Genomic DNA, 19548 nt, shown 5'->3' on the forward strand with positions numbered 1-19548 from the left:
GCATGCTGCACCCGCCCGCCCCCATCGCCATCGTCGGCGCCATGCACGACGAACTCGCCGCGCTGCTCGCGGCCATGCCGGACGAACAGCCGGTGCGCGCCGCCGGGCGCGACTTCTGGCTGGGGCACCTCGAAGGGCAGCCGGTGGTGGTGGTGCTCTCGCGCATCGGCAAGGTGGCGGCTGCCACCACCGCCACGGTGCTGCTGGAGCGCTTCGGCGCACGCGCCGTGCTGTTCACCGGGGTCGCCGGCGGCCTGGCGCCGGGCGTGCGCGTGGGCGACGTGGTGGTGGCCACCGAGCTGCTGCAGCACGACATGGATGCCTCGCCCCTGTTCCCGGCCTACGAGGTGCCGCTGTACGGCCGTGCGCGCTTCGCCGCCGACGCGGCGCTGGCCGAGGCGCTGGCGGGCGCGGCGGCCGAGGCCCTGCGCGAGCCCGCCGCGCTGCTGGGCGCACAGGCGGTGCAGGACTTCGGCCTCGCCGCCCCGCGCGTGCACCGCGGCCTGGTGGCGAGCGGCGACCGCTTCGTCGCCACCGCTGCCGAGAGCGGGCGCCTGCGCGCCGCGCTGCCCGAGGCGCTGGCGGTGGAGATGGAAGGTGCCGCCATGGCCCAGGTGTGCCACGACTACGGCGTGCCCTTCGCCGCGGTGCGCACCGTCTCCGACCGCGCCGACGACGCCGCGCACACCGACTTCACCCGCTTCGTGGCGGCCGTCGCCAGCCGCTGCAGCGAGGCGGTGGTGCGCGCCGCCCTGCGGCGGCTGGCATGAAACACCCCCCAAGCGGCTTCGCCGCTCCCCCCTCTCTCGCCTTCGGCGGGAGGGGGGCGCACCCGGAGGCCTGGCCAAGCCAGTTCCTCGGGTGCCCTGGCATGACCTGCTCCACGGCCTTCGGAGCAGAGACAGCCGATGTGTTTCATACGTTGCGGGTGGCGCGCAGCGCTATGAACAACTGAATTGAAACGGCCCCACGCTCATCGCTTCGCGTATCGCGGCCCCCCGAGGCGCGCCGGTGCCTTCGGGCGGCCGGGCGCCGCTGACCTGCCGGCGTCGTCCTACGCGCAAGACCGATGCGCGCCGCGGGCCCGGCCGCGCCCGGCGGCGCTAAGGTGCCTCGTTCAGGGAGCCTTGCGGGGCACCGACACGCGCACAGACCGATGCCGGCGGCGCCTGGCGGCCCCGCTCCACCGCAGGACATTCCGCCCATGCCTCTGGATCCTCCCCGCGCCGATGCCCGCCGGCGCCGCCCTTCCCTGCCCTTCGCGCTCGCCGGCATCGCCGTGCTCGGCACCGCCGGCGCAGCCCATGCGCAGGTGTCTCCCGCGCTCGACCGCTTCAGCCTGTCGGTGGGCGCCTTCAGCGCCAAGCCGGAGGTCAGCGCCGCCGTGGGCAACCGCTGGGGCTCGCTGAGCACCGGCGACCTCGACGCGGGCCGCAAGACGCTGCCGCGCATCAGCGGCGAGTTCCTGATCGGCGACAACCACGGCATTTCCTTCGAGGCCTTTCGCTACAGCCAGTCGTATGCGGACCAGTGGGGCGGCGTCTACACCTCCGGCCCCTTCAGCGCCGGCCTGGCCACCGGCCTGAGCCTGGACTTCGACCTGGACGTCGCGCGCCTGGGCTACCGCTACTGGTTCGGCTCCGGCAACACCGTCGTCGGCCTGGGCGCCGGCATCGGCTACTACCGCGTCTCGCTCGAAACGCACGCCTTCGCCAGCGCGAACGCGGGGCTGGCGGGACTGGGCTTCGCCGGCTACAACGGCTACTACACGCGGCACGACAGCGACGACGCCGTGGCACCCATGCTGGAAGTGGGCGTGCGCCATGCGATCACGCCCGACCTGCGCCTGTTCCTCGACGGCTCGGGCATCCACAAGGGGGGCGGCGGCGGGGTGCGCGGCAGCATCTACAACGCCACCGCCGGGGTGGAGTGGTTCCCGCTGCGCAACGTCGGCGTGTCGCTGGCCTACGCCGTCACCGACGTGGACCTCAAGCGCGACGACGCCGGCCTGCAGCGCCTGCGGCTGAAGTTCCACGGGCCGGTGGCGGCCGTCAAGATGCGGTTCTGAGGGCTGCGGCGCCCTTCATGCGCAGCCCGCGCCCGGCCTCGGCCGTGATCTCGTAGCTGCGCAGCCGCGCGGCGTGGTCGTGGATGCCGCTGGCGACGATGATCTCGTCCACGCCGGTGCGGTCGGCAAAGGCCTGCAGCCCCGCGCGCACGGTGTCCAGCGTGCCGATGGCGGCGCACGAGAGCACCGAGTCCAGCAGCGCGTTCTCGGCCGGGCCGATGCGCTCGCGGTAGCCCGCCACCGGCGGCGGCAGGCGTCCCGGGCGGCCGCTGCGCAGGTTGACGAAGGACTGCTGCCACGAGCTGGCGACCAGGTGCGCGCTCGCCTCGTCGTCGGCCGCGAAGACGTTGAAGCCCGCCATCGCATAGGGCTGCGCGAGCTGGGCCGACGGCTGGAAAGTCTCGCGGTAGATCTGCAGGGCCTGCATCAGCGCCTGCGGCGCGAAGTGCGAAGCGAAGGCGAAGGGCAGGCCCAGGTGCGCGGCCAGCTGCGCGCCGAACAGGCTGCTGCCGAGGATCCACACCGGCACCTCGCTGCCGCGGCCCGGCACCGCCAGCACGCGCTGGCGCGGCTCGCGGCTCATGAAGTCCATCAGCTCCACCACGTCCTGCGGGAAGCGCTCGGCGCTCTCGTGCAGGTCGCGCCGCAGGGCGCGGGCGGTGGCGCCGTCGGAGCCGGGCGCGCGGCCCAGGCCGAGGTCGACGCGGCCCGGGTACAGCGCCGCCAGCGTGCCGTACTGCTCGGCGATGACCAGCGGCGAGTGGTTGGGCAGCATCACCCCGCCGGCCCCGATGCGGATGCTGGAGGTGCCGGCGCCGATGTAGGCCAGCAGCGTGGAGGTGGCGGCGCTGGCGATGCCGGGCATGCCGTGGTGCTCGGCCAGCCAGTAGCGGCGAAAGCCCAGCGTCTCGCCGTGCTGCGCCAGCGAGAGCGAATGGCGGAAGGACTGGCCTTCGTCGCCGTCGTGGCGGATGGGCGAGAGGTCGAGGATGGCCAGGGGCAGGGTGGGTGCGGAGGACATGGCGCGGATGATGGCGCACGATGCGCCGCCGCGCCGGCGTGGGCCCTTTTTCATCGCCGGGCCGCCCCAAGATGAAAAGCATCCCCTTGGGGGATCGGGCAAGCGCGAAGCGGTTGACCGAGGGGTCTTTTTCAGCCCCGCCCGGCGCACACCGCGGCGGCGATGGCCTGCACGCGCGCCTCGTCCGCCCAGCGCCCGGCCGGCAGCGCCAGGCGGCGGCGCCAGTTGGGGTGCTGGTCCACGGTGCCTGGCACGTTGACCTGCGCCTGCTGGGCCAGCAGGTCCTCGGCCTGCACCATCATCAGCCGCGCCGGCGAGCGCGCCAGGTAGGCATGGATGGCCGCCGCCGTCGCAGTGCCGAGCGTGCCTTCGCCCAGCGCGTGGGCGGCGCCCTCCAGGCCCTGCAGGCCCTCGGCGTCGAGCGCGGCCATGAGCTGCACGCGCTCGGCGGCCCGCTCGTGCAGCTGCTGCCAGCCGGCCTGCGGGCCGGGCAGGATGCCCAGCCGGATGCGGGTGTGCAGGTCGGCGCCGGCCCACCAGCCCTGCAGCGTCGCCAGGTCGTGGGTGCCGATGGCGGCCAGCGCGTCGTGCGGGTACGCGGCAGGCGGCTTGAAGCCGCTGCCGTGGCGCTCGAAGTACAGCAGCCGGTACGACAGCAGCGCGAAGCGCGCCAGCAGCGCCCGGGTGGCGTCGGCCACGGTGCCCAGGTCCTCGCCGATCACCACGCAGCCGTGGCGCTGGCTCTCCAGCGCGACGATGGACAGCAGTTCCTCGGCCGGGTAGTACACGTAGGCGCCGTCGGCCGGCGTGGCGCCGGGCGCCATGCAGAAGATGCGTGTGAGGCCCATCACGTGGTCGATGCGCAGCGCGCCCGCGCCGCGCATGCAGGCGCGCAGGCTGTCGATGAAGAGGCGGTAGCCGCTCTCGCGCAGCCGCTCGGGCGCCAGCGGCGGCAGGCCCCAGTCCTGCCCCAGCGGGCCCAGCGCGTCGGGCGGCGCGCCGACGCTGGCCTGGGCGGCCAGCACGGCGCGCGCGCTCCAGGCGTCGGCGCCGTTGCGGTCCACGGAGACGGCCAGGTCCTGGTACAGGCCGATGCGCAGGCCGGCCTCGCGGCAGCGCGCGGCCACGGCCTGCAGCTGCTCGTCGGCCGCCCACTGCAGCCAGGCATGGAAGTCGACCTCGGCCGCGTGCTCGCGCGCGAACGCGGCCACGGCCGGCGCGGCCGGGTCGTGGTACTCGGCCGGCCAGGCGGGCCAGCCCCAGGCGGCCAGGCCCTGCCGGCGGAAGTGCGCCTGCAGCGCATCGAACAGCGCCTGCCGCTGCAGCGCCTCGCCGCGCGCGGCGCGGAAGGCGACGAAGGCGGCGCTGCGCTGCGCATCGGCGCCGTCCTCCGCGAAGTGGCGGTGCAGCAGCGACAGCACCTCCAGCTTGGCCGCGGCCACGCCGGCGTGGTTGACGAACTCCGAGGCGCGCAGCGAGGCCAGCCGCTGCTGGAAGGCCGGCTCGGCCACCAAGCGCCGCGCCGCCTCGCAGGCGGCGAATTCGGGCAGCGCCTCGACGTCGATGTACAGCACGTTCAGGTGCTGGCGCGAGGAAGGGCTGTAGGGGCTGCACTTGCCCGGGTCGTCCGGGAACAGCGCGTGCAGCGGGTTCAGCCCGATGGCCTGGGCGCCGAGCTGCGCCGCCACCGGCACCAGCTCGGCCAGGTCGGTGAAGTCGCCCATGCCCCACTGCCGTTCGGAGCGCAGGGCGTAGAGCTGCACCGCGATGCCCCAGCTGCGCTCGCCTTCGGGCGGCAGGTGGCAGCGCGCGGGCGCGGCGATCAGCAGCAGGGATTCGTCCTCGCCCTCCAGCGACAGCCGGTGGTAGCCGGGGGGCAGCTCGGCGGCCAGTTCGTGCACGCGCTCGATGCGCTCCACGCCGTCGACGTGGCGGCGGCCGTGCTCGGCGCCCTCGCCCGGCAGCAGGCGGCCGCTGCCGAGCACGCGGCCGTCCTCGCCGTGCAGCGTCCAGCCGCGCGCCGGCGCGTCGTGCGGCGCGCGCACGCGCAGCGCGAAGCCGGGCGCGCCGGCCGCGACCACCTGCACCGGCGGCAGCGCCCGGCGCCAGGCGGCGTCCTCGCGCTGCTCGATCTCGCGGTGCCAGGCGGCGCCGTCGCCGGGCGCGTGGGCGCCCCAGCCGAACTGGTGCAGCAGCGCGGCGAGCTGCGCCGGCGCCACCTCGATGCGGTGGCCGAAGACGTCGTGGTAGTCGCGGGCCAGGCCGGCGCGCGCGCAGGCGCGCAGCAGGGCCTCATGCATGGGCGCCTCCCCCGGCCTGGCCGGTGAAGGAAGAGCGAAGGTCTGCGCGGGGATTCACGGGAAGGGTCCGGCTGCAAGCTGCATGCCTGAGTGTGCACGCCGCCGGCATCAGAGCCTGGGCGTTTTTTGGCCGTGCCCGAGCGGTGCGTCAAAAGGTGCCCGATCTAGGCGCAAAGCGCAGCCATGGCTCGGGCTATGGCGAGCATTTGCAACGACGAGCGGGGGCGTTTTGGCGTGACGAGCGGGCATGGGCGAAAGACTCTCAGGCTCTCAGATCGGCGGCGGCGGATCGACCGGGCGGCGCGGGATCAGCGGCTCGGACGGCGGCCGGCGCGGCAAGGGCGGTTCGTCGTGGTGCAGCGCCTCGGGCTCCGGGGTAAGCGGCTCCACCACCAGCGGCGCCACGGACGAAGCGGGCGTCTCGTCCGCACCCTCGGCCGCCGCCGCGGCAGGCGGTGCGACGGGCTCGGCCGCCGGGCCGTCGCGCGGCAGCCATTCCTCGATGCGGCGCGCGGCCCAGTCCTTGCCCGCCAGCCCGAAGGCCAGCGCCAGCGCGAACACGAAGCCGGCCAGGATGACGATGAAGCTCTGGCGCACGATGTCGCCGCCGACGCGCACCTGGTCCAGCGCGATCAGCACCACGAACACGAGGATGGCGTACTGCGCCACCTTGGCGAAGAAGCGCGCCTCGCGCAGGCCGGTGCTGCGGCCGTAGGCGTGCACCGCGTCGCCCACGAAGCGCGCGAAGTACGCGCCGAAGGCCAGCACCAGCAGCGCCACGAAGATGTTCGGCACGAACCACACCACCTTGCCCAGCAGGTCGGTGACGTAGACCAGGCCCAGGCCGTTGAAGGCGACGATGAGCGCGGCCAGGATGACGACCCAGTACACCAGGGCGCCGGCCACGCCGGTGGTGTCGGTCTGCATGCCGCCCTGGCGCAGAAAGCCGTCGAGCCCCGCGCGCTCGGTGAGCACCGGGAAGTTGACGGCGCGCAGCGCGCGCGTGACGGCGAAGCGCGCCACCTTGGCCACCAGCCAGCCGGCCAGCACCACCAGCGCCGCCACCAGCAGGCGCGGGACGAAGGCACCGACCTGGTACAGGATGGCGCGCAGCGGCTCCAGTTGGATTCCGAACTCGTTCATGCCGGGTTCCCTCCTTGCGGGGCGTCATCGGCCAGCGCGATCAGGCCCTGCAGCGGCACCTGCACCCAGTCGATGCGGTTGTTCAGTTCGTAGCGCAGCTCGTACAGCGCCTTGTCGATCTCGAACAGGGCGAGCATCGCCTCGTCGAAGTCTTCCTGGCCTGCCAGCGCCAGCGTCTCGACGTAGCCGCCCATGAAGGCGGGGCGCACCTGCGCCTCCCACTGCGCGGCGGTGGCGTCCAGGCGCAGCAGGTCGTCGGCGTTCTGCGCCACGCGGCGCAGCGCCGACCAGCGCGCGTAGTTGAAGGAGCGCAGCATGCCCGCCACGTCGCGCAGCGGCGAGGCCTTGGTGCGGCGCTCGTCGAAGGGGCGCGCGGGCTCGCCCTCGAAGTCGATGATGACGAAGTCGTTGCGCGAGACCAGCACCTGGCCCAGGTGGTAGTCGCCGTGCAGGCGCATCTTGCGCTGGCCGGGCGGCGCCTCGCCGTCGAAGGCCTCGATGCGCGCGCGCAGCGCCTCGGCGCGCGCCAGCAGGTGGCCGGCGCCGTCGCGCGTGCCGTCGGTCAGCGCGTCGATGCGGCCGCGCAGCAGCTCGAGGGTGTCGTCCAGCGCCTGCAGCGCGGTGCGGCGCAGCGACTCGCGGTCCGGCATGGTCAGCGGCTCGGGGGCGAAGGCCGCGTCGTCGGCCGGCGCCTGCCCGAAGGCCAGGTGCATCTCGGCGGTGCGCTGGCCGAGCAGGCGCATCAGCGTGAGGAAGGCGCCGTGGTCGGGCGCCGGCGCGTCCTCGGCCATGTGCTGGCGCTCGGCCAGCACGCGGTCCAGGTAGGCCAGCGTGTACTCCCACGCATCGCCCTGGTGCGGCACGAAGGCCTGCAGCATGCCCAGCGTGAGCACCTGGCCGTCGGCGCCGTGGTACTCGATGGCGCCGGCCACCGGCACGCAGTTGGCGAAGCGCACCGTCTCGGTGAGGAAGCGGCCGATCTCCAGCTCGGGGTGGATGCCGCCCTGCACCTGGCGGTAGCACTTGAGGAAGAGCTGGTCGCCCAGCGTCACCGCGGTGTTGCTGCTGGCCGCGCTGGGGCGGCCCGCCTCCAGCGTGAGGATGTCGGCCGGATCGACGCGCGCCAGGTCGGCCGTGCCGGTGAAGCGGATCTCGCCGTGCGCGGCGGGCAGCACCGTGCCCTGGACCATCGCCACCGCCACCGCGCGGCAGAAGTCGGGGTCGAACAGGGCGTCGCCCATCACGCCCATCTGCGCCTGCTGGCGCACCTTGGCCACCACGGCCGGCGCGAAGGGCTGCAGGCGCTCGTCGTCGATGTCTTCCCACAGGATGGCCAGCGGCATGAAGTAGCGCGCCGGCGCCGCGCCGGCCTGCACGTCCAGCAGCGGCAGCATCCACTGGCGGCCGTCGTAGGCCCACATCGCCTGCTCGGCCAGCGCGACGCGCCGGATGGGCTCGCCCTTGGCGGCGTACCAGCGCTGCAGCTGCAGGTGCTCGGGCAGCACCTGTGCCTCGAACTGCTCGCGCAGCCGCTCCGCGAGGCCGATGCGCCAGGGCATCACCTTGTCGCGGAACAGGCTGTCCCAGCCGTCGAAGAACACCAGCGTCTGCAGGTCGCGCAGCGGCCGGCCCTCCTGGTGCCAGGCGGGCAGCGGCGCGTCGGTCGAGAGGCGGAACCAGAAGAAGCCGAAGGACGGCAGCGTCAACAGGTAGGGCAGCTCGCCGATGGGCGGGAAGACCGAGCGGCCCAGCATCTCCACCGGCACGCGGCCCTTCCAGTGGGCGAGGTCCAGCTCCACCGGCTGCGCCGCGCGCGAGAGGTTGAACACGCTGAGGATGACGTCGCCCTCGTACTCGCTGAGGTAGGCCAGGATCTTGCGGTTGCCGGGGCGCAGGAAGGTCTTGCGGCCGCGGCCGAAGGCGCTGCTGGTCTTGCGCACGGCGAGCATGCGGCGCGTCCAGTGCAGCAGCGAGCTGTTGTCGCGCGCCTGCGACTCGACGTTGACGGCCTCGTAGCCGTAGACCGGGTCCATGATCGGCTGCAGGTACAGGCGCTGCGGGTCGGCGCGCGAGAAGCCGGCGTTGCGCTCGTTGCTCCACTGCATCGGCGTGCGCACGCCGTTGCGGTCGCCCACGAACACGTTGTCGCCCATGCCGAGCTCGTCGCCGTAGTAGATGATGGGCGAGCCGGGCATGGACAGCAGCATGCCGTTCATCAGCTTGATCTTGTCCTTGTCGTTGTCCATCAGCGGCGCCAGCCGCCGGCGGATGCCCAGGTTGATGCGCGCGTGCAGGTCGGCCGCGTAGGTGCTGTACATGTAGTCCCGCTCGCGGTGGGTCACCATCTCCAGCGTCAGCTCGTCGTGGTTGCGCAGGAAGATGGCCCACTGGCAGCCGTCGGGAATGTCCGGCGTCTGCTGCAGGATCTCGATGATCGGGTCGCGGTCTTCCTGCGCGATGGCCATGTACATGCGCGGCATCAGCGGGAAGTGATAGCACATGTGGCACTCGTCGGCGTCGCCGAAGTACTCGCGCACGTCCTCCGGCCACATGTTGGCCTCGGCCAGCAGGAAGCGGTTCCTGTAGTTGGCGTCGATGGCGGCGCGCAGCTTCTTGATGACCGCGTGCGTCTCGGGCAGGTTCTCGTTGGAGGTGCCGTCGCGCTCGATCAGGTAGGGGATCGCGTCCAGCCGGAAGCCGTCCACGCCCATGTCCAGCCAGAAGCGCATGATGTCGAACACCGCCTCCAGCACCGCCGGGTTGTCGAAGTTCAGGTCGGGCTGGTGGCTGAAGAAGCGGTGCCAGTAGTACTGCTTGGCCACCGGGTCCCAGGCCCAGTTGGACGTCTCGGTGTCGGTGAAGATGATGCGCGTGCCCTGGTAGATCTGGTCGGTGTCGCTCCAGACGTAGAAGTCGCGCTCGGGCGAGCCCTTGGGCGCGTTGCGCGCGCGCTGGAACCAGGGATGGTCGCTGGAGGTGTGGTTGATGACCAGCTCGGTGATCACGCGCAGGCCGCGCTCGTGCGCGGCGTCCAGCATCTCCTTGAAGTCCTCCAGCGTGCCGTACTCGGCCTTGACGTTCTTGTACTCGGAGATGTCGTAGCCGTCGTCGCGCAGCGGCGAGGGGTAGAAGGGCATCAGCCAGATGGTGTTGACGCCCAGTTCCTTGACGTAGTCGAGCTTGGCCGTCACGCCCTTGAAGTCCCCGATGCCGTCGCCGTTGGTGTCGTTGAAGGCCTTGACGTTGAGCTGGTAGATGACCGCGTCGCGGAACCACTGCGGGTCCTGCGAGGTGTCGACCTCGGCGGTCTCCAGCGCCAGTTGCGGCACGGGTGCGTTCATCGGCCGGTCCTTTCCCTGAGCTTCACTGGTAGTAGTCGAAGTCCCGCTCGGTCCGGGTCCGGCGCCGCACGTGCATGACGTGCGCCGGCGCCTCGCCCGGGTCGAGCCGGATGTAGTGATGTCCCCCCCGCCACATGAAGCGTGCGCCGCCCAGCAGGTCGTGCATCTGGAACCACTGGTCGTGCGGCACGCCGATGCGTTCCGGGTCGAGCTGCAGCCAGCCGACCTGGGCGTTCCACGGGTCGAGGTTGACCACGGTGACGACGACGTCGCGCCCGTCGCTGCTGGTCTTCATGTACGCGATGAGCTGGTCGTTGTCGATGGGCAGGAACTGCAGCGTGTCGTTGCGCTGCAGCGCCGCATGCTCGCGCCGGATGGCGTTCATGCGGGCGATGAGGGGCGCGAGGCTGTCGGGCCGGTCGCGGTCCCAGTGGCGCAGCTGGTACTTCTCGGAGTCCAGGTACTCCTCGCTGCCCGGCTCGCGCGGCAGATGTTCCTTCAGCTCGTAGGCCGGGCCGTAGATGCCGTAGCTGGCGCTGAGCGTGGCGGCCAGCACCAGCCGCAGCCTGAACATCGCCTCGCCGCCGGTCTGCAGCTGCTCGTGCAGGATGTCGGGCGTGTTGGGCCAGACGTTGGGGCGGAAGTAGTGCACGCCCGGCGGCGTGGACAGCTCCGTGAAGTACGCCGTCAACTCCTCCTTCGCGTTGCGCCAGGTGAAGTAGGTGTACGACTGCGAATAGCCCAGCTTGGCCAGCCGGTGCATCACCTTGGGCCGGGTGAAGGCCTCGGCCAGGAAGATCACTTCCGGGTGCTCGCGCTTGATTTCCGTGATCGCCCACTCCCAGAAGGGGAAGGCCTTGGTGTGCGGGTTGTCCACGCGGAACACCGCCACGCCCTGCGCGATCCAGTGGTCGAACACGCCCTTGAGCTCGGCCCACAGGCCCTGCCAGTCCTCGCTCTCGAAGTCGAACGGATAGATGTCCTGGTACTTCTTGGGCGGGTTCTCGGCGTACTGCACCGTGCCGTCGGGGCGCCACTTGAACCACAGCGGGTGCTGCTCCACCCAGGGGTGGTCGGGCGCGCACTGGAAGGCGATGTCCAGCGCGATCTCCATGCCGTGATGCCGCGCGGCCTGCACCAGCCGGCGGAAGTCCTCGTGCGTGCCCAGCGCGGGCAGGATGTCCTTGTGCCCGCCCTCGATCGCGCCGATGGCCCAGGGGCTGCCGACGTCGTCTTCCTGCGCCGCGAGCGCGTTGTTCTTCCCCTTGCGCTGCTGCCGCCCGATGGGGTGGATGGGCGGGAAGTACAGCACGTCGAAGCCCATCTGCGCAATCTGCGGCAGCAGCTTCTGCACGTCGGCGAAGCTGCCGTGCCGGCCGGGCTCGGGCGAGGCCGAGCGCGGGAACAGCTCGTACCAGGTGCTGTAGCGCGCCCGCTCGCGGTCGGCCACCAGCGGGAAGCCGGGCGCGAGCACGGTGGCATGGCTGCGGTCGGGCCAGCGGTGCATCGTCTCGGCCATCGCCTCGTCCAGCGCCAGCGCCTTGAGCACCGAGCTGTCCATCGACGGGTCGGCGGCGCCGTCCTCCAGCGCGGCGGCCCAGCCCAGCAGGGCCTGCGCGTCCGCCGCCGGGGCGCGCTGCGCGGCCGCGCGGGCCTCGCCGGCGCCCACGCGCGCGGCGATGCGGATGTCGGCCGCGTCCACGCGGCGCGCCAGCTCGTGGCGCCAGGACGCGAAGGCGTCGACCCAGGCCTGCACCGTGTAGCGGTAGCGGCCGGGCGCGGGCGGCGTGAAGTGCGCGTGCCACTCGTCGTTCCACTTCAGCGTCATCGGCACCTCGGCGAAGGCGGCGTCGCCCTCGCGCTGCCACTGCAGCATCACGCGCAGCATGTCGTGGCCCTCGCAGAAGCAGTGCGCCTCGACGTGGAAGGGCTCGCCGGCCACGCACTTGGCGGCGAAGCGGCCGTTGTCCACGCCGGGCAGCACGGCGTCGATCACCGCGCGCTGGCGGCCGTCGGCCACGCCGATGGGGGAAAGGGTCAGCAGCTTCGCGGCTTGGGCCATCAGGTCGTCGCTCCGTTGGATAGAGGCCCCCTCAAGTAGAGGGTGGACAAGGGCGGCAGCGTCAGCACCAGCGACTGTGGCCGCCCGTGCGCGGGCACGGGCGCTGTCTCCACGGCCCCGAAGTTACCCCAACCGGCGCCGTCGAACGAGGCCGCGTCGCTGTTGGCGATCTCTTCCCAGGTGCCGGCGCGCGGCACGCCGAGGCGGTAGCCCTCGCGCGGCACGGGGGTGAAGTTGGAGACCACCAGCACCGGCGGCGCCCCCTCGGCCTGGCGCACGAAGGCGTAGACGCTGTGGTCCTCGTCGTCGGCCTGCACCCACTCGAAGCCGGCGCCGCTGAAGTCGACGCGGTGCAGCGCGGGCTCATCGCGCAGGCGGTGGTTCAGGTCGCGCACCCAGCGCTGCACGCCGCCGTGGCCGGACAGGTCGGTGACCCACCACTCCAGTTCGCCGTCGTGCGTCCACTCGCGGCGCTGGCCGAACTCGCCGCCCATGAACAGCAGTTTCTTGCCCGGGTGCGCCCACATGTAGCCGAGCATGGCGCGCAGGCCGGCGAACTGCTGCCAGTCGTCGCCCGGCATCCTGCCCAGCAGCGAGCCCTTGCCGTGCACCACCTCGTCGTGCGAGAGCGGCAGCACGAAGTTCTCGCTGAAGGCGTACACCAGCGAGAAGGTCAGCCGGTGGTGGTGCCACTTGCGGTGCACCGGCTGCTCGGCCATGTAGTCGAGCGTGTCGTGCATCCAGCCCATGTTCCACTTCATGCCGAAGCCCAGGCCGCCCATCCCGACGGGGCGCGAGACCATCGGCCAGGCGGTGGATTCCTCGGCCACGGTGAAGGCGTCGGGGTGCTCGCGGTAGACGGCGGTGTTCAGCTCGCGCAGGAAGTGCACCGCCTCCAGGTTCTCGCGTCCGCCGTGCACGTTGGGGATCCACTCGCCCGGCGCGCGCGCGTAGTCCAGGTAGAGCATGGAGGCCACCGCGTCCACGCGCAGGCCGTCGATGTGGAAGCGCTCCAGCCAGAACAGCGCCGACGAGAGCAGGAAGCTGCGCACCTCGTTGCGGCCGTAGTTGAAGATGGCCGAGTTCCATTCCGGGTGGAAGCCCTGGCGCGGGTCGGCGTGCTCGTACAGGTGCGTGCCGTCGAAGCGCGCCAGGCCGTGCGCGTCGGTCGGGAAATGGCTGGGCACCCAGTCGAGGATGACGCCGATGCCGCGCCGGTGCAGGTGGTCGACGAAGGCCATGAAGTCCTCCGGCGTGCCGTAGCGCGCGGTGGGCGCGAAGTAGCCCGTCGTCTGGTAGCCCCACGATCCGTAGAAGGGGTGTTCGGTGACAGGCATCAGCTCGACCTGGGTGAAGCCCAGGTCGTTCACGTAGTCGGCCAAGAGCGGTGCGAGCTCGCGCCAGTTCAGGAAGCGCCCGCCCTCGCCGCGCCGCCACGAGCCGGGATGCACCTCGTAGATGGCGATGGGCGCATCCAGCCCGTTGCGCCGGGCGCGGCCGGCCATCCATTCGCCGTCGCCCCAGTCGTGCGCGCCGGCCCAGATGCGCGAGGCGGTGGCCGGCGGCATTTCGGCCTGGAAGGCGAAGGGATCGGCCTTCTCCAGCACCTCGCCGCCGGGCGTGAGGATGCGGTACTTGTAGGCGTGGCCGGGCTGCGCCGCGGCGGCCGTGCCCTCCCACACGCCGCTGCCGTCCTCGCGCGGCGCCAGGGCGTCGGCGTCGCTCCACCCGTTCCAGTCGCCCACCGCCCACACGCGCGCGGCGTTGGGCGCCCACACGGCGAAGCGCACGCCGCCCTCCTGCGCCGGATGCGCGCCCAGCTTCTCGTACAGGCGGCTGTGCGTGCCTTCGCGCAGGAGGTACAGGTCGGTGGGGGCGAGACGGGATGGCGGCATGGCGTGTGCTTCCTTCATGCGGCGACGAGGACCAGCAGCGAGCGCGCGGTGACGGTGTAGGCCTGCCCGGCCTCGAACGCGGCGTCGGGGTCCTCGATCGCCTCCTGGGCGGTGTCCACGGACAGCGTCCACCGCGCGCCGTCGCCGTGCGCGGGCAGCTGGAAGTCCAGCGCGTCCTCCCAGGCGTTGAAGACCAGCAGCACGCTGCGGTCCAGCCCGCGGCGGGCGATGGCGGTGGCGCGGGCATGGCCTTCGAGCAGCATGCCGAAGCAGCGGGTGCGCGGGTCGTCCCAGTGGGCCTGGTCCATCTCGGCGCCGTCGCAGGCCAGCCAGGTCACGTCCTTGACCTGCAGCTCCTCGTCGAAGGCGCCGGTGAGAAAACGGTTGCGCCGCAGCACCGGCAGCGTCTCGCGCAGGTGCGTGAGGTGCTTGACGAAGGCGATCAGCGCGCGGCCGCGGTCGTCGATGCCGGCCCAGTCGAACCAGGAGATCTCGTTGTCCTGGCAGTAGGCGTTGTTGTTGCCCTGCTGGGTGCGGCCGAACTCGTCGCCGCCCAGCAGCATCGGCGTGCCCTGCGACAGCAGCAGCGTGGCCAGCAGGTTGCGCTGCTGGCGGGCGCGCAGGGCGAGGATCTCGGGGTCGTCGGTCGGGCCCTCGGCGCCGCAGTTCCAGCTCCGGTTGTCGGAGTGGCCGTCGCGGTTGTCCTCGCCGTTGGCCTCGTTGTGCTTGTCGTTGTAGCTCACCAGGTCGGCCAGGCAGTAGCCGTCGTGCGCGGTGATGAAGTTGACGCTGGCCCAGGGCCGGCGGCCGCGCCGGTTGAAGCGGTCGGCGCTGGCGGTGAGGCAGCCGGCCAGCGCGGCGGCGGTGCCCTCGTCGCCCTTCCAGAAGGCGCGCACGGTGTCGCGGTAGTGGTCGTTCCACTCGGCCCAGCCGGGCGGGAAGCCGCCCACCTGGTAGCCGCCGGGTCCGCAGTCCCACGGCTCGGCGATCAGCTTGCTGCTGGCCAGCACCGGGTCCTGCCGGCAGCTGTCGAGGAAGCCGCCGCCTTCGTCGAAGCCGTGGTCCTCGCGCCCGAGGATGGTGGCGAGGTCGAAGCGGAAGCCGTCCACGTGCATCTCGCTGACCCAGTAGCGCAGGCTGTCGGTCACCATCTGCAGCACGCGCGGGTGGGAGAGGTTGAGCGTGTTGCCGGTGCCGGTGTCGTTGATGTAGTAGCGCGGGCCGGGCGCATCCTCGCCGCCGGGCATCAGGCGGTAGTAGCTCGCGTTGTCGATGCCCTTGAAGCTGAGCGTGGGGCCCAGCTCGTTGCCCTCGGGCGTGTGGTTGTAGACCACGTCGAGGATCAGCTCCAGCCCGTGCGCGTGCACGCGGTCGACGAAGTACTTGAACTCGTCGATGCTCGGCTCGTGCAGGTACTTGGGCGCGAGCGCGAAGAAGCCCAGCGTGTCGTAGCCCCAGTAGTTGACCAGCCCCTTTTCCTCGAGGAAGGCCTGGGTGATGAAGCGCTGCACCGGCAGCAGCTCGATGCTGGTCATGCCCAGCTCGCGGATGTGGCGCAGCACCTCGTCCTGCGCGAAGCCGGCGAAGGTGCCGCGCAGGTGCTCGGGCACGCCGGGGTGGCGCATGGTGTGGCCGCGCACGTGCGTCTCGTAGATCAGCGTGCGCTCCCAGGGAATGCGCGGGCCGATGGGCTGCTTCCACTCGAAGCGCGAGTCGACCACCACGCACTTGGGCACGAAGGGGGCGCTGTCGCGCTCGTCGAAGCTGAGGTCGCCGTCCTCGTGGCCGACGGTGTAGCCGAAGATCTCGGGCACCCACTGCACCTCGCCCATGTGGGCCTTGGCGTAGGGGTCGAGCAGCAGCTTGTTGGGGTTGAAGCGGTGGCCTTCCTGCGGCGCATAGGGGCCGTGCACGCGCAGGCCGTAGCGGGTGCCCGGCCCCAGGCCGGGCACGAAGCCGTGCCACACCTCGTCGGTGTACTCGGGCAGCGCGACGCGGCCGGTCTCGTGCCGGCCGCCCTCGTCGTAGACGCACACCTCCACCTTCGTGGCGTGGGCGGAGAACACGGCGAAATTGACGCCCTGGCCGGTGTAGGTGGCGCCCAGGGGATGGGGCAGCCCTTCCTCGACATGCAGCATGGTTGTTGTTCTCCTGCGTTCCTGGATGCGGACAGCAAGAAACAGACCTTAGCCCGGTGCCGTGCCGCGGCATGCAGGACGATGCCGCATGCGGATGACAAGCGATCCAGGCCGCGCGGGCGGCGCTACTGCGCGTCGTACAGCGTGCTCACCGTCGCGAAATCGCGCCCACGCTGGTCCACCTTGGCCTGGAAGGGCAGGCTCTCGCCGGGCGCCAGGGCGCCCAGGCTGTCCACCCGGGTGAAGCCGGTGAGCCGGCCCTCGCGGTCGCGCAGGCTGACCCACAGCACGGGCTTGCGCACGATGGCCGAACCGGTGTTGCGCACGGTACCGCTCACCTCGGCATAGCGGTACGTGTAGCGCCGGCTGAAGTTGACCAGCACGCTGCTGGTGTCGGCGCGGGTGCCGGTCACCTGCACCTCCAGCGCCGGGCGCGCGCCCGGCAGCGCGGCGCGGCGCATCGGCTTCCACTCGATGTGGGTGGCGGTGATGCGCTCCTCGCGGCCGGGGTCGAGCAGCAGCGGGAAGCGCTCGCCCGGATAGAGCATCGCCGGCCCCGCGGCCAGCGTCTCGCCGGCGGCGCGCGCGCCGTTGAAGTGCGTGATCAGCGCGGCCGGCGCGAGGGCGACGGCCTCCTGGCTGCGGTTGACGATCTCGGCCAGGTACACCGGGCGCTGCACCGTGTCGCGCCCGGCCACCAGCGGCCCGAGTTCGAGCCGGGCCGGGTCGAAGCGCTCGTCATCGTCGGCCAGCAGCTCCTCGGTGCTCACGCGCAGGCGCGCGTTGAGCGGCTCGGGGCCGCCCTCGGTGCGCACCACGCGGTCGGCGCCGAGCAGCGCGGCGCGCCCGCCCGGCGGCTGCGACGCCGCACGCCGGCAGCCGATGCGGTAGTCCCACGCCCCGATGGGCGCCTGGCGGTTGCCGAAGCGCTCGATGCGCACGTCCATCGCCGTGCGGGCGCCGGGCGGCAGTTCGCCGGCCGATGCGTGGCCGCGGCCGAAGCCGACCGGCGCGCCCGCGCCGTCGTACACCATCGCCAGCACCTCGCACTGGGCCAGGGCGTCGCCCGCGCCTTGCGGCTGCGGGTGGGCCAGCAGGCCGACCAGCCGCAGCGACTCGTCCTGCTGCACCAGGCGCACGCGCGCGAAGCGCAACGCCGGCGCCGGCACGCCGTCGCGCACCGCCTCCAGCCGCTCGGCCCGCAGCGTCTGGCCGGCGACCGCCTGACCCGCCGGCAGGTCGAACAGCAGCGGCGCCGACTCGCCGGGCATCAGCACGTCCAGCGGCAGCGACTCGCGGCGCTCGCCGATCACCGCGCCGCCGGCGTCGCGCAGCACGGCGGTGACCGACGGGCGGGCCAGCGGCAGCGGCCCCTGGTTGCGCGCCAGCACGAACAGCCGCGGCCGCGCGCTGCTGCCGGTGCCTGCCAGCACCTGCACGGCCTCGCTCAGCGCCAGGCTGTCGGGCGGCACCTCGGGCGGCTGCGGCGCCGTGCGCGCCGCCACGGCGGGGCGCCGGGCCGGCTCGGGCCGCGGGGACAGGAGCTGGACGAGCACCACCACGCCCGCCAGCGCCGCCACCCCGATCGCCGCGTAGCCGGCGATGCGCGCCAAGTGGCGCCGGCGCGCCGCCTCCTCGGCCGCCAGCCTTTCGGCCGCGGCGCGCTGGACCTGGTCGAGCACGCGGTCGAGCCGGTCGGAGACATCGTCCTCCACCACCGACACCGAGCCGCAGTGCGCGCATTCGTACTGGTTCAGGCCGGTGCGCCGCAGCTCGCCGCCGCCGCACTCGCCACACTTGAGGGTCTGCAGGTTGATCGTCATGCCGGGGCGCATCATCGCCGCAACGCCGGATGCGGGCGACAGGCCGAAGGACGTGCCCGGCGCACAATGGCGGGCTGCCACCCGCCCGAGCCCGCCATGGAGACACCCGCCGCCCTGCCCATCGAACCTGCCGCCAGCGTGCTGCTGGTGCGCGACGGCGCCGAGGGGCCGGAGGTGTTCATGGTGCAGCGCCACAGCCGCTCGTCCGTGCTGGGCGGGGCCTGGGTCTTCCCCGGCGGCAAGGTCGATGCCGGCGACGGCCCGGCGGGCGCCGCCGCGCAGGCCGATGCGCTGCACCGGCAACTGGGCGAACCGGACCTGGCGCCGGACGCCGCGCACGCCCTGTGCATGGCCGCCCTGCGCGAGGCCTTCGAGGAATGCGGCGTGCTCTTCGCCGAGGGCGCGGACGCCGCAGCAGCAGCGCAGGCGGCGCGGCTGTGCGGCGAGGGCCTGCCCTTCGGCGAGGCGCTGGCCCGGCTCGGGCTGGCGCCGCACCTGGGCGCGCTGCAGCCCTGGTCGCGCTGGATCACGCCGGAGCGCTCGGTCTCCTTCCAGGGCCGGCGCTTCGACACCCGCTTCTTCCTCGCCGCGCTGCCGGCCGGTCAAACCGCCGTGCACGACGACCACGAGGCCGTCGCCAGCGCCTGGCTCACCCCGCGCCAGGCGCTGCGGCGCTACTGGGACGGCGAGATGGCGCTGGCGCCGCCGCAGATCATGAGCCTGGCCCACATCGGCCACCTGCGCGACGTGACGGCGCTGATGGCCGGCGCCCGGGCGCGCCCGCCCTACTGCGTGCGGCCGCACGTGTTCGAGCTGGACGGCGGCATGCGCGCGATGGCCTATCCCGGCGACCCGGCGCACCCCGAGCGCGAGCGCGCCATGCCCGGCCCGCTGCGCCTGAAGGTGGCCGGCCCCGGACGCTTCGAGCCCTTCGAAGGTTTCGAGGCCTTCTGGACATGACGGCGAAGGTGCACGACGCCGCGCAGCAGGGCTTCTCGCGCGAGGCCGGCACCTACGTGCGCGGCCGGCCCGACTACCCGGCGCCCCTGCTCGGCTGGCTGCAGGACACGCTCGCGCTGGGGCCGGGCCGCAGCGTGCTGGACGTGGGCGCCGGCACCGGCAAGTTCACCGCCCTGCTGGCGCGCACCGGCGCCGCGGTGACCGCGGTGGAGCCGGTCGATGCGATGCGCGCGCAGTTGCAGGCCGCGCTGCCGGCGGTGCAGGCCGTGGCCGCCACGGCGGACGCCGTGCCGCTGCCCGACGCCTCGGCCGACGCCATCGTCTGCGCGCAGGCCTTCCACTGGTTCGCCTCCGAGGCGGCGCTGCGCGAATTCCATCGCCTGCTGCGGCCAGAGGGCCGCCTGGGGCTGGTGTGGAACGTGCGCGACGAGACGGTGGACTGGGTGGCCGGGATCACGCGGATCATCACGCCCTACGAAGGCGACGCGCCGCGCTTCCACAAGGGCGACTGGCGCCGGCCGCTCGAGGCGAGCCCGCTGTTCGGCCCGCTGGAGAGGGCGCAGTGGCCCCATCTGCACACGGGCACGCCCGAGGACGTGATCGTCAGGCGCTTCATGTCCGTGAGCTTCATCGCCGCGCTGCCCGCCGCCGGACGCGACCGGGTGCGCGCCGAACTGGAGACGCTGATCGCCACCCACCCCGAGCTGCGCGGCCGGCGGGAGATCGCCTTCCCCTACACCACGCTGGCCTTCTGCGCGCAGCGGCGGCCCGGCTGAGGCCGGAAACAAAAAACGCGC

General features: G+C 72.7%; 12 protein-coding genes. 4 read left to right on the forward strand and 8 right to left on the reverse strand.

The features are described from left to right. The first annotated feature begins 2 nt into the window (after positions 1–2). Together Q392_RS00850 and Q392_RS00855 are read left to right on the forward strand one after the other, a co-directional pair. Positions 3–770 carry a 5'-methylthioadenosine/adenosylhomocysteine nucleosidase gene (locus Q392_RS00850; RefSeq protein WP_038200516.1) on the forward strand — a complete coding sequence of 256 codons (768 nt, stop codon included), beginning with the start codon at positions 3–5 and terminating at the stop codon, positions 768–770. Between the two features lie 434 nt (positions 771–1204). Then, complete coding sequence (locus Q392_RS00855) at positions 1205–2068, forward strand: hypothetical protein (protein WP_051952609.1); 864 nt, start codon at positions 1205–1207, stop codon at positions 2066–2068. On the opposite strand, the gene Q392_RS00860 is transcribed toward Q392_RS00855, so the two are convergent. The 8 genes from Q392_RS00860 to Q392_RS00895 form a co-directional block, all read right to left on the reverse strand. After that, positions 2052–3089, reverse strand: coding sequence for an LLM class flavin-dependent oxidoreductase (locus Q392_RS00860; protein ID WP_038200518.1), 1038 nt, complete (start codon positions 3087–3089; stop codon positions 2052–2054). The two genes, Q392_RS00855 and Q392_RS00860, sit on opposite strands and share 17 nt — an antisense overlap. Before the next feature lie 131 nt (positions 3090–3220). After that, positions 3221–5389, reverse strand: coding sequence for a 4-alpha-glucanotransferase (malQ, locus tag Q392_RS00865; RefSeq protein ID WP_038200361.1), 2169 nt, complete (start codon positions 5387–5389; stop codon positions 3221–3223). 270 nt (positions 5390–5659) lie between these two features. Then, a complete protein-coding gene (locus tag Q392_RS00870; protein ID WP_084216741.1) occupies positions 5660–6532 on the reverse strand; it encodes a mechanosensitive ion channel family protein in 873 nt (290 codons plus the stop codon). Then, complete coding sequence (treS, locus tag Q392_RS00875; protein ID WP_038200362.1) at positions 6529–9873, reverse strand: maltose alpha-D-glucosyltransferase; 3345 nt, start codon at positions 9871–9873, stop codon at positions 6529–6531. Before treS ends, Q392_RS00870 begins: the two co-directional genes overlap by 4 nt. Positions 9874–9895: 22 nt before the next feature. Beyond that, on the reverse strand, positions 9896–11935 hold the full coding sequence (locus Q392_RS00880) for an alpha-1,4-glucan--maltose-1-phosphate maltosyltransferase (protein ID WP_038200363.1): 2040 nt from the start codon (positions 11933–11935) through the stop codon (positions 9896–9898). After that, positions 11935–13830, reverse strand: coding sequence for a 1,4-alpha-glucan branching protein GlgB (glgB, locus tag Q392_RS00885; RefSeq protein ID WP_038200365.1), 1896 nt, complete (start codon positions 13828–13830; stop codon positions 11935–11937). The genes Q392_RS00880 and glgB overlap by 1 nt, the downstream gene beginning before the upstream one ends. A gap of 14 nt (positions 13831–13844) precedes the next feature. Beyond that, positions 13845–15968 (reverse strand): glycogen debranching protein GlgX, encoded by a 2124-nt coding sequence (gene glgX, locus Q392_RS00890; RefSeq protein ID WP_084216744.1) that lies wholly within the window; start codon positions 15966–15968, stop codon positions 13845–13847. Between the two features lie 125 nt (positions 15969–16093). Next, on the reverse strand, positions 16094–17791 hold the full coding sequence (locus tag Q392_RS00895) for an FxLYD domain-containing protein (protein WP_038200521.1): 1698 nt from the start codon (positions 17789–17791) through the stop codon (positions 16094–16096). 96 nt (positions 17792–17887) lie between these two features. Here Q392_RS00895 and Q392_RS00900 point away from each other — a divergent pair, with 96 nt between their 5' ends. Together Q392_RS00900 and Q392_RS00905 are read left to right on the forward strand one after the other, a co-directional pair. Then, the gene (locus tag Q392_RS00900; protein ID WP_038200522.1) at positions 17888–18751 is read left to right on the forward strand and encodes an NUDIX hydrolase; all 864 of its coding nucleotides are present in this window, start codon (positions 17888–17890) and stop codon (positions 18749–18751) included. Next, positions 18748–19527 (forward strand): class I SAM-dependent methyltransferase, encoded by a 780-nt coding sequence (locus Q392_RS00905; protein ID WP_038200366.1) that lies wholly within the window; start codon positions 18748–18750, stop codon positions 19525–19527. Before Q392_RS00900 ends, Q392_RS00905 begins: the two co-directional genes overlap by 4 nt. Positions 19528–19548: the final 21 nt, after the last annotated feature.

It is taken from the genome of Xenophilus azovorans DSM 13620, from assembly GCF_000745855.1.
GTDB lineage: Bacteria > Pseudomonadota > Gammaproteobacteria > Burkholderiales > Burkholderiaceae_C > Xenophilus > Xenophilus azovorans.